At 33.1% G+C, this 15,749-nt stretch carries 10 protein-coding genes, 1 tRNA gene and 1 pseudogene; 7 read left to right on the forward strand and 5 right to left on the reverse strand.

Annotated elements, in window-relative coordinates; translation table 11 throughout:
* Positions 1-242: 242 nt before the first annotated feature.
* The 4 genes from EAG11_RS11220 to EAG11_RS11230 all read right to left on the reverse strand — a co-directional run bounded on the left by EAG11_RS11220 (position 243) and on the right by EAG11_RS11230 (position 4,425).
* Entirely contained in the window at positions 243-1,115 is an 873-nt protein-coding gene (locus tag EAG11_RS11220; RefSeq protein WP_129539258.1) for an AAA family ATPase, read from the reverse strand.
* A 1-nt stretch (position 1,116) separates the two neighbouring features.
* Positions 1,117-2,133 carry a T4 RnlA family RNA ligase gene (locus EAG11_RS11225; RefSeq protein WP_129539259.1) on the reverse strand — a complete coding sequence of 339 codons (1,017 nt, stop codon included), beginning with the start codon at positions 2,131-2,133 and terminating at the stop codon, positions 1,117-1,119.
* A gap of 487 nt (positions 2,134-2,620) precedes the next feature.
* A tRNA-OTHER gene (locus tag EAG11_RS21740) sits at positions 2,621-2,754 on the reverse strand.
* 153 nt (positions 2,755-2,907) lie between these two features.
* Positions 2,908-4,425 carry a TROVE domain-containing protein gene (locus EAG11_RS11230; RefSeq protein WP_129539260.1) on the reverse strand — a complete coding sequence of 506 codons (1,518 nt, stop codon included), beginning with the start codon at positions 4,423-4,425 and terminating at the stop codon, positions 2,908-2,910.
* Positions 4,426-4,547: 122 nt separating this feature from the next.
* Here EAG11_RS11230 and EAG11_RS11235 point away from each other — a divergent pair, with 122 nt between their 5' ends.
* The 7 genes from EAG11_RS11235 to EAG11_RS11265 all read left to right on the forward strand — a co-directional run bounded on the left by EAG11_RS11235 (position 4,548) and on the right by EAG11_RS11265 (position 13,265).
* Complete coding sequence (locus EAG11_RS11235; RefSeq protein WP_129539261.1) at positions 4,548-5,162, forward strand: hypothetical protein; 615 nt, start codon at positions 4,548-4,550, stop codon at positions 5,160-5,162.
* A gap of 89 nt (positions 5,163-5,251) precedes the next feature.
* Complete coding sequence (locus EAG11_RS11240) at positions 5,252-6,265, forward strand: YafY family protein (RefSeq protein ID WP_129539262.1); 1,014 nt, start codon at positions 5,252-5,254, stop codon at positions 6,263-6,265.
* 341 nt (positions 6,266-6,606) lie between these two features.
* Positions 6,607-7,074, forward strand: a complete 468-nt coding sequence (locus EAG11_RS11245; protein ID WP_129539263.1) for a MarR family winged helix-turn-helix transcriptional regulator — start codon at positions 6,607-6,609, stop codon at positions 7,072-7,074.
* Positions 7,058-9,448 carry a 3-hydroxyacyl-CoA dehydrogenase/enoyl-CoA hydratase family protein gene (locus tag EAG11_RS11250; protein ID WP_129539264.1) on the forward strand — a complete coding sequence of 797 codons (2,391 nt, stop codon included), beginning with the start codon at positions 7,058-7,060 and terminating at the stop codon, positions 9,446-9,448. The genes EAG11_RS11245 and EAG11_RS11250 overlap by 17 nt, the downstream gene beginning before the upstream one ends.
* Before the next feature lie 270 nt (positions 9,449-9,718).
* Positions 9,719-10,900, forward strand: coding sequence for an acetyl-CoA C-acyltransferase (locus EAG11_RS11255; protein ID WP_039118976.1), 1,182 nt, complete (start codon positions 9,719-9,721; stop codon positions 10,898-10,900).
* 153 nt (positions 10,901-11,053) lie between these two features.
* Positions 11,054-11,404, forward strand: coding sequence for a four helix bundle protein (locus EAG11_RS11260; protein WP_129539265.1), 351 nt, complete (start codon positions 11,054-11,056; stop codon positions 11,402-11,404).
* 55 nt (positions 11,405-11,459) lie between these two features.
* Positions 11,460-13,265, forward strand: coding sequence for an acyl-CoA dehydrogenase family protein (locus tag EAG11_RS11265; RefSeq protein WP_129539266.1), 1,806 nt, complete (start codon positions 11,460-11,462; stop codon positions 13,263-13,265).
* Positions 13,266-13,500: 235 nt separating this feature from the next.
* On the opposite strand, the pseudogene EAG11_RS11270 reads toward EAG11_RS11265, so the two are convergent.
* A pseudogene (locus tag EAG11_RS11270) lies at positions 13,501-15,512 on the reverse strand (BCCT family transporter).
* Positions 15,513-15,749: the final 237 nt, after the last annotated feature.

Consider the following 15,749-nt stretch of genomic DNA (forward strand, 5'->3'; position numbering starts at 1 on the left):
TCGCTCGGGTCTCCTTACGTCGAAATGACATAAAATGAGAATAATTCTTTGCGCACTTCGCGTAATCAGGACTGCGAACTTTGCGGTTAAAAACCTTTGAACCTTTAAATAACCAACTATTTTCCCATACTAAACTACCGCGACTTATTAGCTGCGCAGGAAGGATTTGAACCTCCGTCTGTTGGATTATTTTTATTTCCCTCAGTGTCTACTCTACATAACCATTGAGCCTTAAAAAGAATCTAAAAATCCCCATAATACACTTGGAAGCACGGTAATTTCAGATCTTTTCGCCATGTATCTACTACTTGGTTTCTATCATCGAGAACAAACTCTACAAAGTATTTATCTTTTATAGATTCGTTATAGATTTCGGTTTTGATGATCGAATCTTTTCGGTTATCCTGACTTTTTCGCATGATTAGGTCATCGAATTCTATTGTATGTTTTTCAAGAAACCTCAACGTTGGTTCTTTGTATCTATTTTCTCTACCTGAAACCAACAATATTTCATATCCTAATTTCTTGTAGTTTCTCAACACATTAGCTACTGGTTCATTTAATTCATCCTGATCGCATTTACTTGCATCAAAAGGATTTCTCCCATTCATTAATGCCAAAGTTCCATCTAGATCGCAGATAATTGCTTTTGGCAATTCTGGATTTTGGATTGCGTATTCTGGTGAATCTTTAAAAAATTGTTCATGCATTTTTCGAATCACTTTTTCTCCAACTGGTTTTTCTCTTAATGCATCTCGCTCAATACAAACTGCAACATCTGTATTTACTTCGATAACCTCAACAATAACCTTTTCGTTGTATTTTGTGTTGTATTCCTGAACCAATTGTGTAACTCGTCTCATATTCGTTTCGGATAAATTAGTATCATCTACCACGATACTTTTTCCTTCTTCCAGACATTTTACGATTAAAATATCACGTACTTTTTTTACAAACTTTTCATTGCTTTGGCTTGTTGTTCCGTTATCGAACATTGCTCGTAAATCGTCTCTATTGATTCTTTTATATGATTCTGGATTCTCTGAGATTATCTTTTTCGCCAAAGTCGATTTTCCACTTCCAGGCAATCCTTTCATTAAAATTACTTTTCTCATTTTAGTTTTCTTCTCTATTAAATGGTTTTTCGAATGTTGGTCGAATCATTCTCCAAATTATTTCTGAATAATCTCTGTTTTTAAGCATTGCAAATAATACTCCCTGATGTTTACATGTTTGAAAATACAAGGCTGTTTCTTTGACAGTTTCGAATACCTTATAATCTGCTTTACATTGATTTTCGATTACCGCATATTGATTTTCTAAATCTCTTTTTGTTTCTTTCACCCAATTGAAAAATTCATCAGGAACACGTTCCAAAACTTCTTGTATTGGTTGGTTGGTTTTCAAATATTCCCAAATGTTCAAATTAGAAACCTGAGTGATGATTCGGTGCAAACGAAGATATTCTTCAAATTTGATTTTGACTCTAAAATTATTCGAATATTTAATAACAAACCCTTCTTTATTGTCTTTATTCATTGCTGCTAATGAACCAATATCGTTAATTCCGTCGTATTTTTCTACAATAGGAAAACCAATATCTTCCAGCGCAAACTCTTCTCCCGATTGGATATCGATAATTGCCAGTAAAACCAATTCTTCTGCAGCTCCATAATCTAAAACAATTCGATTTTGAGGATATATAATCTCAAATAAATAAGTTTTATTTTTATCCAAATGCGACCATGATTTTTTGTATTTCCCATGTAACATTTTGTTTGCTTTATCTGACTGATCACTTGAAAACGAACCTCTACTGGCTATAAATGGTATTTCATCTATCCAATACAAAATCCCCATTGAACCATCGGCTTTATCATACACTTCAAAAGTTGTATTAGGAATTGTTTGGTTTTCCATTTCTCCTAAATTAAAGAACTTAGGAAATGGTCTTGCAATCACATTAAAATTTTCATCAAGAATTAATCCTCTACAGTTTAATGTAACCTCATTCCATATTCTTTCGAATTGGGCACTTTGGGTATAATTATAAATGTATAAATCATAATTAGGGTGTTTGTTTACTCTAATATAATTTTTGGAAATCATCTCTTTTAATAATACTGTATTCATTTCTTCTTTTTGTTAAACAAAGATTCAAAAACTACTACGCATTTATTTTGCGCAGTTTTTAATTTTAAAAGAGGTAATGTTTAGGAATGGTTTAATTTTCTTTGGAACGAAGTAACCATTTCCTGACGACACTCTTTTTTTAAGAGCAATATTGTATAAGTGATGATTTTCATTAAGAGACGAAGTAACACTTTATACACGGCATCTACTAAAATTTGAAAAAGTAACAATTGATGAAAGTCTTTTTGGAACGAAGTATCTCTCACACACGACATTTTTCGGTAAAAAAAGAAGTAAAAAGCAATAAGAGAAACGGGGCATGTCTAGCCAGAGTCGAACTGGATAACCTTGCTGATTCTACAACTTCGTTATTCCTCCCCTTAATGGGACGAAGTAACTCTTATTTACGACATTCTTTTATTTTATAATATTGGATAATAATCAATAAGAGACTATATAATTGTGTGTTACCATTTCACTATCAGTCTAAACAGAACAGGATTCGAACCTGTACTACAATTCCCCAGAAGTAACTCTTATTTACGAAACCAATACTTTTTTTTTAAAACAAGGCAACTAGTAATAGGTGACATGTCCTGCTCTAACCACTGAGCTACATTCCTGTAATTAAACAGAATTGGTGGGGTTCGAATCCACGTCCTGGGCGTTATCAATGCGAAGTAACACTTATCTACGACACTTGTTTTTATTTTTTTTCTGTTGCAAAGATTCAAATACTACTGCGCAATTATTTCGCGCAGTAGATTTTTATTTTTACAATTCTATTCGGTTAATGTAATTTAATGCACTTCCTTTATCTTCTAAAGCATGCAATACATCAAACACTTTGTCTGACCAACCAGCTATTAAATAAACATCGTTTTTTTCTATATTTATTGGTACCTGACCGTAACCAGCCAAATCAAACAAATACAATTTCGCATTTGGTGCAATACTTTTGTATCGATTCCATGATTTTGCAAATGAATCATTTGTCATATTACTATTCCACATTTGAACATCTGTAAACAACATCACTTTATCTACTATTTCATTTCGGTAGATTAAATCTTCCAAGACCAAATGACCGTTTGTAGAATAACCTACTTCACCTTCACGTTTGTAATATTCATTAACATTAGACAATACGCTTCGTTTTGGCATATTGATTATTTTCCATCGGTCACCAAACATACCGCTCACCACATTTTTGCAACGACTTTGCATCAACATACCTAACATTAAACCTATATCATACAACATTACTTTACTTTTCGGTGATATGTTTTGTTGCATAGAACCCGAAACATCGCAAGCGATCACAACAGCTGTATTGGTGGCAAAACCTTTTATGTTTTGAGCACTGACCATTACAGCACTTTCTAAAGCATCCAAAACTATTGAAGTGTATTTTGATGGCAAGTCTTTTAACTCACGATATGCAGCCAAGAATCGGAATGGTAACTGTTTCGAGTTCAAAACGGCTTTTTCATTAGCAAGGTAATCACATACTTTTTCGATATGAAAACCAGACACATTTGCCTCCATGATGTTTCGCAAATTACGCATCAAAGCCATATAACCTATTTTGTTGCTATCGATCAATTCTTCCCATTTTTGAGTGAATGCTTTTTGTTTTTCAGCATCATTTTTATAGTTAGACTGACCTAATTTTGACAATTCGGTTTCCCAAGTGTAAGGTGTTTCTAAAGTATCGTTCACTATTTTATTGAACAACGCTTGTTGTGCTTCATCTTTCGCTTTTGGATGAACCAAAAACAAAGCGTCTTTTAATTTCACCACACCATCTCGGTTGTATTTTGCAAATTGGTACTCATCAAATTTATTGAATGAATACGCCAAACCTTTTTGTATTTGTTTAGACAAACGGTTTAATTTTTTAACACCATTTCGGTCGTTTGCCATTTGATAATACGCTAATAATTCGGTTATCTCATCTGCACGTTGGATTACATGTGTGATCATTTTACTGATTAAAGCATCTCCTGAATATATTTTAGCCAACTCGACTATCAAAACTAATGGTACTGAACGCATATGCATTTCATTACGGGCATAAACCGCTAACTTGGCTACGAATACTGGGTTGCTTTTTTGAATTAAATCTTTTATTCGATCCAAACGTGTTGTATCTTTCTCATAAAACGATGCATTCAAACTTGTTGTCACAACTGCTCCGTACAATTCGTATTCTGGTGTTAACGGAAAAGCAACAGCATTTTCGTAATTAACTATATTTTTTTTCTCTTTATTTAAAAAATTGAATTTCATAATTTCTGGTTTTAAAATTAGACAATCAGTATCGTTTTATTTCTTGAGCAAAGATTTCTGAAGTAGTGCGCAGTTATTTTGCGTAGCAAAAAAAGAATTTTATATTTGAGTAAAAAAACAACATGAATCTAAAAGAAAAATATACTGAACTGCTTATACATATTGGTTTTTCAACAAATGAGATTCAGAAAAATTGGTTCGATCTTGAAAAGGCATATTCTAATAAATCAAGACATTACCACAATTTGACTCATATAAAGGATATGATTTTTAGTTTTGAAACGTATCTTGATAAACTTCAAAAACCAAACGAAATTTTATTTTCTATTTTTTATCATGACTACATATACAATAGCCGTAAAAAAGATAATGAACTCAAAAGTGCCCAATATGCGTTATCCGTTTTACCCGAGAATATTTCATTTGATAGACAATTGGTTTTTGATACTATTTGTGCAACACAGCAACATCAACACAATGCAATTGAAGATATTAATTGGCTAATCGATTTTGATTTAAAAATTCTTGCCCGAGATTGGGAAGATTATCAAGTTTACTTTGAACAAATAAGAAAAGAATACCGCATTTATCCTGATTTATTATACAAACCCGGACGCGCAAAAGCTTTAAAACATTTTCTGGAAAATGAATCTATTTTTCAAACAGACGAATTCAGGAATTTATATGAGGAGAAAGCAAGAATGAATATTCAAAAAGAAATAAAGTTATTAAGCTAAAATTGAATCTCGTAAAGTCGCAGAGTTTTATTTTTTAAGCCACTCCCGATAGCTATTGGGAGTGTAACTTTTCAACAAAAAAAGATAGTATGTCACAAAATAAAAATGCCTTAATACGCTACAAAACAATCGATAAATGCCTGCAGAACCAATACAGGACCTGGACTCTCGACGATTTAATCGAAGCCTGTTCAGATGCATTATTTGAATATGAAGGTCGTGAGAACCGAATAAGCAAACGTACCATACAAATGGATATTCAACTTATGCGTAGCGAAAAACTCGGATACAATGCTCCTATCGTAGTTTATGATAAAAAGTTTTACAAGTACGATGAAGAGGATTTCTCAATTACTGATATTCCACTTACAGAAACTGATATGAATGTTCTAACAGAAACAGTTTCTATGCTAAAACAGTTTAAGGATTTCTCCTTATTTAGTGATGTTTCGGATATTTTACAGCGTTTGGAAGATAAAATCTATTCGGAGAAATCGCATACTAATTCGGTAATTTATCTTGATAAAAATGAAAACTTAAAAGGATTACATTATCTAGATGAAATTTATCAAGCCATCATCAAAAAAATTGTTCTTGTTATCACCTATAAATCTTTTAAATCCAGAGAAGAACAAAAATTTAATTTTCATCCTTTTATTTTAAAGGAGTTTAACAATCGTTGGTTTTTGGTAGGAAAGAAAAAAGGGGGGCAGCCGATAACCAATTTAGCTCTTGACCGAATTACCAGTATCGATTTTGATTTTAACCTCCCTTATATAGAAGAAGTATTTGATGCCGAGGATTTTTATAAGGATGTGGTTGGGGTAACTGTGAACCAAGGAATGAACGCTAGAAAAATTGAACTTTGGATTGATAAAGAAAATGCTCCTTATGTTTTAACAAAGCCTTTTCATGCTTCGCAAAAGCTAGAAAAAGAAAATGAGGACGGAAGCATCATTATTACACTAAAACTCAAGACTAATTATGAAATAGAACGCTTGCTTTTGGGTTTTGGTGATGGATTAGAAGTTATTAGTCCCAATGGATTGCGATTGCGGATAAAAGATAAACTAAAGAAAGCTTTACTTAAATATGGAGAATAATTTTTTCTGTTTTTTAAATTAAAGAAATATCTTTCAAGACATATCAATCCGAGATCCTAATTTACTGAGCTGATGTAACTTTTCAGATAATCGAACATCTAAAATTTCAAAAAAAATATTATATTTCATTCGATAAATAGAAAACTTAACCAACTCTATTTCAGAGCTAACATTTAACAAACTAAAAAATATTTTTTGAAATACTATGCATGCATAATATTTTTTTATTATATTTGAAATCGATATAGTTGCCAATAAACGAATTCGATTTAAATTAATGCAAAAGATACTATCGTAATGTATTTCACATTAAAATTAAATAATCAAATACAATCTACCAAATGAAAGAAAAGACTATAGATTATATTTTACGCGCAACCTGGCAAGCTGTATCAAGAATGTACAATGAAGAGGCTGCAAAATATGATGGGACAATGGCTACTGGTTTTGCGCTATTAAGCATCGATAAAGAGGAAGGCACTCCATCGACAGCATTAGGTCCTAGAATGGGAATGGAAGCTACCAGCTTAACCAGAACGCTCAAATCTATGGAAGACAAAGGCTTGATTGTTCGAAAGAAAAATCCAACCGATGGCCGAGGGGTTTTAATTTATCTAACTGAATTTGGAAAAGAAAAAAGAGAGTTATCTAAAAATACAGTCTTGAAATTTAATGAAACAGTTAGAAACCACATTTCTGAAGAAAAATTAAAACATTTTATTGAGGTTTCAGAAATAATAAATGAATTAATACAAGATAAAAATATATTTAATCAAACAGAAAAAACAGAAAATGAAACGCACAATTAAAAAAGTTGCCGTAATTGGATCTGGAATTATGGGTTCAGGAATAGCTTGTCATTTTGCTAACATTGGTGTTGAAGTTTTACTCCTTGACATCATTCCACGTGAGTTAACCGAGGCCGAAACTAAAAAAGGCTTAACTCTAGAAAGCAAAGCCGTAAGAAACAGAATTGTAAATGAACATCTTGCTAACTCATTAAAATCTAAACCATCACCTATTTACAGTCAGAAATTCGCAAACAGAATCACGACTGGAAATACAACTGATGATATGGCAAAAATTGCCAATGTTGATTGGATTATTGAAGTTGTTGTAGAACGTCTGGATATTAAAAAATTAGTTTTTGAACAAATCGAGAAATTCCGTAAACCAGGAACTTTAGTAACATCAAACACTTCTGGTATTCCGATTCATTTTATGAGCGAAGGAAGAAGCGAAGATTTTCAACAACATTTCTGCGGAACACACTTTTTTAACCCTGCGCGTTACTTAAAATTGTTTGAAATTATTCCTGGTCCAAAAACTTCAACTGAAGTATTGGATTTCTTAAATGAATATGGATCTAAATTTTTAGGAAAAACTTCGGTTGTTGCTAAAGATACTCCAGCATTTATTGGAAACAGAATTGGTATTTATGGTATCCAGAGTTTATTCCACTTAGTTAAAGAAATGGGATTAACTATCGAAGAAGTTGATAAATTGACTGGTCCAGTTATTGGCCGTCCAAAATCGGCTACTTTCCGTACGGTTGACGTTGTTGGTTTAGATACATTAGTACACGTTGCTAATGGTATTTATGAAAACTGCCCAACTGATGAGCAACACGAATTATTTAAACTTCCTGATTTCATCACAAAAATGATGGAGAATAATTGGTTAGGAAGCAAAACAGGACAAGGTTTCTACAAAAAAGTAGATAGAGACATCCTTACACTTGACTTAGACACTTTAGAATATCGTGCTGCTAAAAAAGCAAATTTTGCTACGCTTGAATTAACTAAAACAATTGATAAACCTATCAATCGTTTTAAAGTTTTGGTGAAAGGAAAAGATAAAGCAGGAGAATTTTACCGTAAGAGTTTCGCTGGAATGTTTGCTTATGTGTCAAACAGAATTCCTGAAATATCAGACGAATTATATAAAATTGACGATGCCATGAAAGCTGGTTTCGGATGGGAAAATGGTCCTTTCGAAATTTGGGATGCTATTGGTGTCGAAAACGGAATCGAAATCATGAAAGCTGAAGGTTTAGCTCCAGCTGCATGGGTAAACGATATGATAGCTTCTGGAAGCAAAAGCTTCTACTCTGTAAAAGAAGGCGCTACTTATTTTTACAACATTCCAACAAAATCACAAACTAAAGTTCCAGGACAAGATGCATTCATTATCCTAAACAACATTCGCGAAAGCAAAAAAGTTTGGAGCAATAGTGGTGCAATTATCCAAGATCTAGGAGACGGAATCCTAAACTTAGAATTCCAATCAAAAATGAATACTATTGGTGGCGATGTATTACAGGCTATCAATAAAGCAATTGACTTATCTGAAAAAGAATACCAAGGTTTAGTTATTGGTAACCAAGCAGCAAATTTTTCTGTAGGTGCTAATATCGGAATGATTTTTATGATGGCTGTTGAGCAAGAATATGATGAGTTAAATATGGCTATCAAAATGTTCCAGGACACTATGATGCGCGTACGTTACTCAGGAATTCCTGTTGTTGTAGCACCTCACGGAATGACTTTTGGCGGTGGATGCGAAATGAGCTTACATGCTGATAAAGTGGTTGCTGCTGCTGAAACGTATATGGGATTAGTTGAATTTGGTGTTGGTGTACTTCCTGGTGGTGGTGGATCAAAAGAAATGGCTTTAAGAGCATCTGACCTTTTCCGTAAAAACGATGTGGAATTAAACGTTCTTCAAGAATATTTCTTGACTATTGCTATGGCAAAAGTATCAACTTCTGGTTATGAAGCTTTTGACACTGGACTTTTACAACATGGTAAAGATATTATTGTAGTAAACAAAGATCGTCAGATCGCTGAAGCTAAAAAGCATGCATTGTTAATGGCTGAAGCTGGTTATACTCAACCAATAAGAAGAACGGATGTAAAAGTATTAGGAAAACAAGCTCTTGGAATGTTCTTAGTTGGAACAGATCAAATGGAAGCTGGAAAATACATTTCTGAGCACGACAAGAAAATCGCTAACAAACTGGCATACGTAATGGCTGGTGGTGATTTATCTGAAGCGACTTTAGTATCTGAGCAATATTTATTAGATATCGAACGTGAAGCTTTCTTATCCCTTTGTACTGAAAGAAAAACATTGGAAAGAATTCAATATATGTTAACTAAAGGAAAACCACTTAGAAATTAGAAAATAGAACAAAGAAAAAAGAATATAGAAAAAAGAATATAGATTTTGAGACAAAGTAACAGTCTATTTTCTATGATCTATCTTCTAAACTCTTAAAAATAGAACAAAAAGAATAGAATATAGATTTTGAGACAAAATAACAGTCTATTTTCTATACTCTATCTTCTAAACTCTTAAAAATAGAACAAAGAGAAAAGAATATAGATTTTGAGACAAAGTAACAGTCTATTTTCTATGATCTATTTTCTATGATCTTAAAAAACAAAACAAATGAAAACAGCATATATAGTAAAAGCATACCGTACTGCGGTAGGAAAAGCACCAAAAGGAGTTTTTAGATTTAAAAGACCTGATGAATTAGCAGCAGAAACCATTCAGTATATGATGGCTGAACTGCCTGATTTTGACAAAAAACGTATTGATGATGTTATGGTAGGGAATGCCATGCCAGAAGCTGAACAAGGACTTAACGTTGGTCGTTTAATCTCTCTTATGGGATTAAAAGTAGAAGATGTTCCTGGTGTAACCGTAAACCGTTACTGTGCATCTGGATTAGAAACTATCGGAATGGCAACTGCAAAAATCCAATCAGGAATGGCAGATTGTATCATCGCTGGTGGTGCCGAAAGTATGAGTTTTATTCCGATGGGAGGTTACAAACCAACTCCAGATTATAAACTTGCTGCCGAAGGTCACGAAGATTATTACTGGGGAATGGGATTAACTGCTGAAGCGGTTGCTAACCAATATAAAATTTCCAGAGAAGATCAAGATGAGTTTGCTTACAACTCTCATATCAAAGCATTAAAAGCGCAAGCTGAAGGTAAATTCGACAAACAAATCGTTCCGATTACAGTTGAGCAAACTTTCATTAATGAAAATGGTAAAAAAGAAACAAAATCATATGTTGTAAACAAAGACGAAGGGCCACGTGCTGGAACTTCTAAAGAAGCTTTGGCTGGTTTAAGACCTGTTTTTGCTGCTGACGGAAGTGTAACTGCTGGTAACTCTTCTCAAATGAGTGATGGTGCAGCTTTTGTTTTAATCATGAGCGAGGATATGGTAAAAGAATTAAACCTTGAGCCTATCGCTAGATTAGTAAACTTTGCTTCATCAGGTGTTGAACCAAGAATCATGGGAATCGGACCAGTAAAAGCTATCCCGAAAGCCTTAAAACAAGCAGGATTACAATTAAAAGATATTGATTTAGTGGAGTTAAACGAGGCTTTTGCTTCTCAATCATTAGCTGTTGTTCGTGAGTTAGGATTAAACCCTGATATCGTAAACGTAAATGGTGGAGCAATCGCATTAGGTCACCCTCTAGGTTGTACTGGTGCTAAACTTTCTGTTCAATTATTCGACGAAATGAAACGCAGAGGCAGCAAATACGGAATCGTTTCTATGTGCGTAGGAACAGGACAAGGTTCTGCTGGGATTTACGAGGTTCTTTAATAAAGAGAATAGAATAAAGAGAACAGAATAAAGAAGATAGATGTTTTTTGAGAATAAAGAAATCTCTTTTTGGAATGACAAAATGTTTTAAATCAAATAAAATAGTACTAATCTTACTTTTTTATTTTAATTTCTTAACTTGACTCAAAAAACATGAGACATAATTATAAGAACTTAAAGATTTGGAAGATTGGAATTGCAATTGCTAATGAAATTTCAGATGTATTAATAGAATTTCCAAAACACGAACGATATGACTTGAGTTCTCAAATAAGCAGATGTTCTGTTTCGATGCCTAGTAATATTGCCGAAGGATCTTCAAGAACAGATAAGTCTTTCAGTCATTTTTTAAACATTTCTCTTGGTTCTTCATTTGAACTAATCACACAATTATTGATTGCGAAACATAGAAAATATATAAACGAGATACAATTTAACCAATTAGAAATTAAAATAGAAGAATTCCAAAGGATGACAATGGGTTTTCAAAACGGACTAAAGTAAAAGTCTATTTTCTATACTCTTTATTCTATTTTCTTTCATAAAAAACAAAAACAAAATGGCAGATACAATCGAAAAAAACGTAACCCGTGGAGGTCAATTCCTAGTAAAAGAAACAAAGTGCGAAGACATCTTTACACCAGAAGATTTTTCGGAAGAGCAATTAATGATGCGTGACTCTGTAAAAGAGTTTGTAGACAAAGAAATTTGGCCTAACAAAAATCGCTTCGAGAAAAAAGATTACGCTTTTACAGAAGAAAGCATGCGTAAAGCAGGTGAACTAGGACTTCTTGGAGTTGCAGTTCCAGAAGAGTATGGCGGATTAGGAATGGGATTCGTATCAACAATGTTGGTATGTGATTATATCTCAGGTGCTACAGGTTCGTTCTCTACTGCTTTTGGTGCTCATACAGGTATCGGAACTATGCCAATTACTTTATATGGTACAGAAGAGCAAAAGAAAAAATACGTTCCTAAATTAGCATCGGGTGAATGGTTTGGAGCTTATTGCTTAACAGAACCAGGAGCTGGATCTGATGCAAACTCAGGAAAAACTAAAGCAGTTTTATCTGAAGATGGAAAATACTACTCTATTACAGGACAAAAAATGTGGATTTCGAATGCAGGATTCTGTAGCGTATTTATCGTTTTTGCTCGTATTGGTGATGATAAAAATATTACAGGTTTTATCGTAGAAAATGATCCATCTAATGGAATTTCTATGAATGAAGAAGAACATAAATTAGGAATCCGTGCTTCATCTACTCGTCAGGTTTTCTTTAATGATACCAAAGTTCCTGTAGAAAATATGCTTTCTGAAAGAGGAAACGGTTTCAAGATTGCAATGAATGCATTAAATGTTGGACGTATTAAACTAGCAGCTGCTTGTCTTGATGCACAAAGAAGAGTTACTTCTGGAGCTGTAAAATATGCTAACGAAAGAATCCAATTTAATACTGCAATTTCTCAATTTGGAGCAATTCGTTCTAAATTAGCAGAAATGGCAACAAATTGCTACGCAGGAGAAAGTGCTTCTTACCGTGCAGCAAAAGATATTGAAGACAGAATTATCGCTCGTGAAGCTGAAGGTTCTTCTCATCAAGAAGCAGAATTAAAAGGTGTTGAAGAGTACGCAATTGAGTGTTCTATCCTTAAAGTTGCTGTTTCTGAAGATGTTCAGAATTGTGCTGACGAAGGAATTCAAATTTTTGGTGGAATGGGATTCTCTGAAGATACTCCAATGGAAAGTGCTTGGAGAGATGCTAGAATTGCTCGTATTTACGAAGGTACAAACGAAATTAACAGAATGCTTTCTGTAGGTATGTTAATCAAGAAAGCCATGAAAGGCCATGTTGATTTATTAGGTCCTGCTATGAAAGTATCTGAAGAATTAATGGGTATTCCTTCTTTTGACACTCCTGATTTCTCTGAATTATTTGCTGAAGAAAAAGGAATCGTTGCAAACCTTAAAAAAGTTTTCTTAATGGTTGCTGGAAGTGCTGTACAAAAATATGGTCCAGACTTAGATGCTCACCAACAATTATTAATGGCTGCATCTGATATTTTAATCGAAATCTATATGGCAGAAAGTACTATTCTTAGAACTGAAAAATTAGCCAAAAAAGAAGGAGAAGCAAAAGTACAAGAGCAAATTGCAATGGCAAAATTATACTTGTATAAAGCTGTTGATATCGTAAACCTAAGAGGTAAAGAAGGTATTGCTTCTTTTGCTGAAGGTGACGAACAACGTATGATGTTAATGGGATTACGCCGTTTTACAAAATACACTAATATGCCAAATGTAGTAGCGCTTAGAGAAACGATTACTTCAAAATTAGTTGCAGAAAACGAATACTGCTTCTAAAATAAAAATAGTTTTTAGTCAATTTAATTTGTTCAAAACCGCAGCTGTCCCGAAAACACTGCGGTTTTTTTTATAATGCTATTACAGATTTAAAAAAGTAAAGCCACGGATTAAAAACTAATTTAAAAATAATCAAAGATAAAATCCGTTTCATCAGTGTTTTCACTTTAGCGAATCCGTTTCATCTGCGTTCCTTTCACAAAGAGTTAGATAGAATTTAATCTTGAGTTATTAATTAACTATTTGGCTTCATAATCAAATCATGATCTCCTTCTGAACTTAGATTTAAAAAGCGTTCATATTCTCTCAAAACATCTGAGATGATTCCATCTTTAGTCAAATATTGGATATCGTATCCTTTACGATGATCTCCGAAATAAGTAATTGGTTGAAAAATGATTTCCAAATCCATATCTGGAGTATTTTTTTCCTTTAGCAATGTTTCTGAAACTGCTTGCCCCTGAGCCATTACGCCATATTTAAAGTTTCGCAACTCATCATATTCTATTTCTAACTCGATAGCCTGTTGGGGTGAAGAAAAAGAATTTATACGCGCCTCAATATTATTATTAGCCAATTCAACTACTAGTTCTTCAAAAGCTTTTTTCACTGTTTTATTCAAAAATTCATGAATATCTTTCTTTTTAGAGACTGTCACAATCTTTTCTAAATGTTCCTTCCAGTTGGTATTATTCCAGTTTAAACTTCCATGCGAATATTTTTTAGCACCGTATTCACTATCCACAACCAATGCTTTCCATAAATTATAACATAACAGTAACATAATTATTCCGAAGGGTAAAGCGGTAATTAATGTCATTGTCTGTAGAGAAGCTAAACCACCAGAATGTAATAAACTCAAGGACAAAAGCGATAATAAAACTCCCCAAAAAATACTTTGCCATTTTGGTGAGCTTGTAGCTCCTTTTGATGCTATACCATTCATTATAAAAATTCCTGAATCTGCCGACGTGATAAAAAATACGCAAATAATTAGAATCGATAAAATATTCAAAAAGGTAGTAAATGGAAAATAGGTAAAGAAATCAAATAAAAGTGTATCTGGATTTTTAGCAAATTCACTTAAAGCGCCATGTGCTATGTGTTCATCAATCCATACAGCACTGCTTCCAAAAACAGTCATCCATAAAAAATTAAAAAAGGCAGGAATAAATAATACAGCTAAAATAAATTCTCGTATAGTTCTTCCTTTAGAGATTTTAGCAATAAATAACCCTACATAAGGTGCCCAGGAAATCCACCATGCCCAATACAAAATAGTCCACTTTGAAAACCATTCCTGGCTTCCTTTTTCGTAAGCATACGTATTAAATGTCAACGAAATAAAATGACTTATATAGTGGCCTAAGCCTTCAGTAAATGTGCTTAGAATATAAATAGTTGGCCCGAAAACAAGTATAAACAACATTAATAAAACGGCCATAATAATATTTAGCTCGCTTAGTTTTTTAACCCCTTTTCCTAAACCTGAAATAGCCGAAGAAACAGCAATTATCATTACTACCAAAACAATAATAATTTGATAATTAAAACTAGATTCTGGAATTACATTAAGACTTACTAATCCGGCACTTAACTGCACAACACCGAAACCAAGAGTTGTTGCAATTCCAAAAAAAGTACTGCACAAACCAAAAACATCTACAATATTTCCAAACTTTCCGTGAATTCTATTTTTTAAAATCGGATAAAACCCACTTCGGATTGCAAGAGGCAAATTATGCCTGTAAGTAAAATACGCTAATGAAAGTCCAACAACACCGTATATAGACCAGGCATGAAAGCCCCAATGGAAAAAAGTATATAATTGTGCTTCTTTTGCTCGTAAATTATCCGCCAAATTAGCATTAGCTGGCGTTGCATAATGCGCCATAGTTTCTCCTACCCCAAAATACATCAACCCTATTCCCATTCCTGCGGCAAAAAGCATTGCTATCCATGAAAAAATGAATATTCTGGTTCAGAGTCATCCGCTCCTAATTTGATTTTACCAAATTTGCTAATTGCTAATGTGACTAAAAACAAAACAAAGACAGTTACCAATAATACATAAAGCCAACTTAAGTTTTTAAATATTATGTCTTTTACAAAATTAAGTGCCTGCTCTGCATCCTTTGAAAAAAATACACAAAACAATGAGATTGCAATAATTATAGTTAAACTGGGTAATGCAACTGATTTTGTAAAATTGGTTTTAAAGACACTTGAGCTTTTAGATTTATTCATGATAAAATGGTTTTTCACTGTTATTATCTAAAGTAAATCCAAATTTTAAATTCAGATTGAGGAAGTTTTTATAAATATAACTTTGATAATTTCATACAGAAGAATTGTAAATCTAATGAAAAAGAAATAATTCCCCCCCTAAAACACCGTAAAAATTGTTTCTCAAAACAAAAACTATAACAAATAAGCTCAATACTGTGTATCTATTTAATTACTATTTCGATTGAAATGTTTTAT

It is taken from the genome of Flavobacterium sp. 140616W15, assembly GCF_003668995.1.
GTDB lineage: Bacteria > Bacteroidota > Bacteroidia > Flavobacteriales > Flavobacteriaceae > Flavobacterium.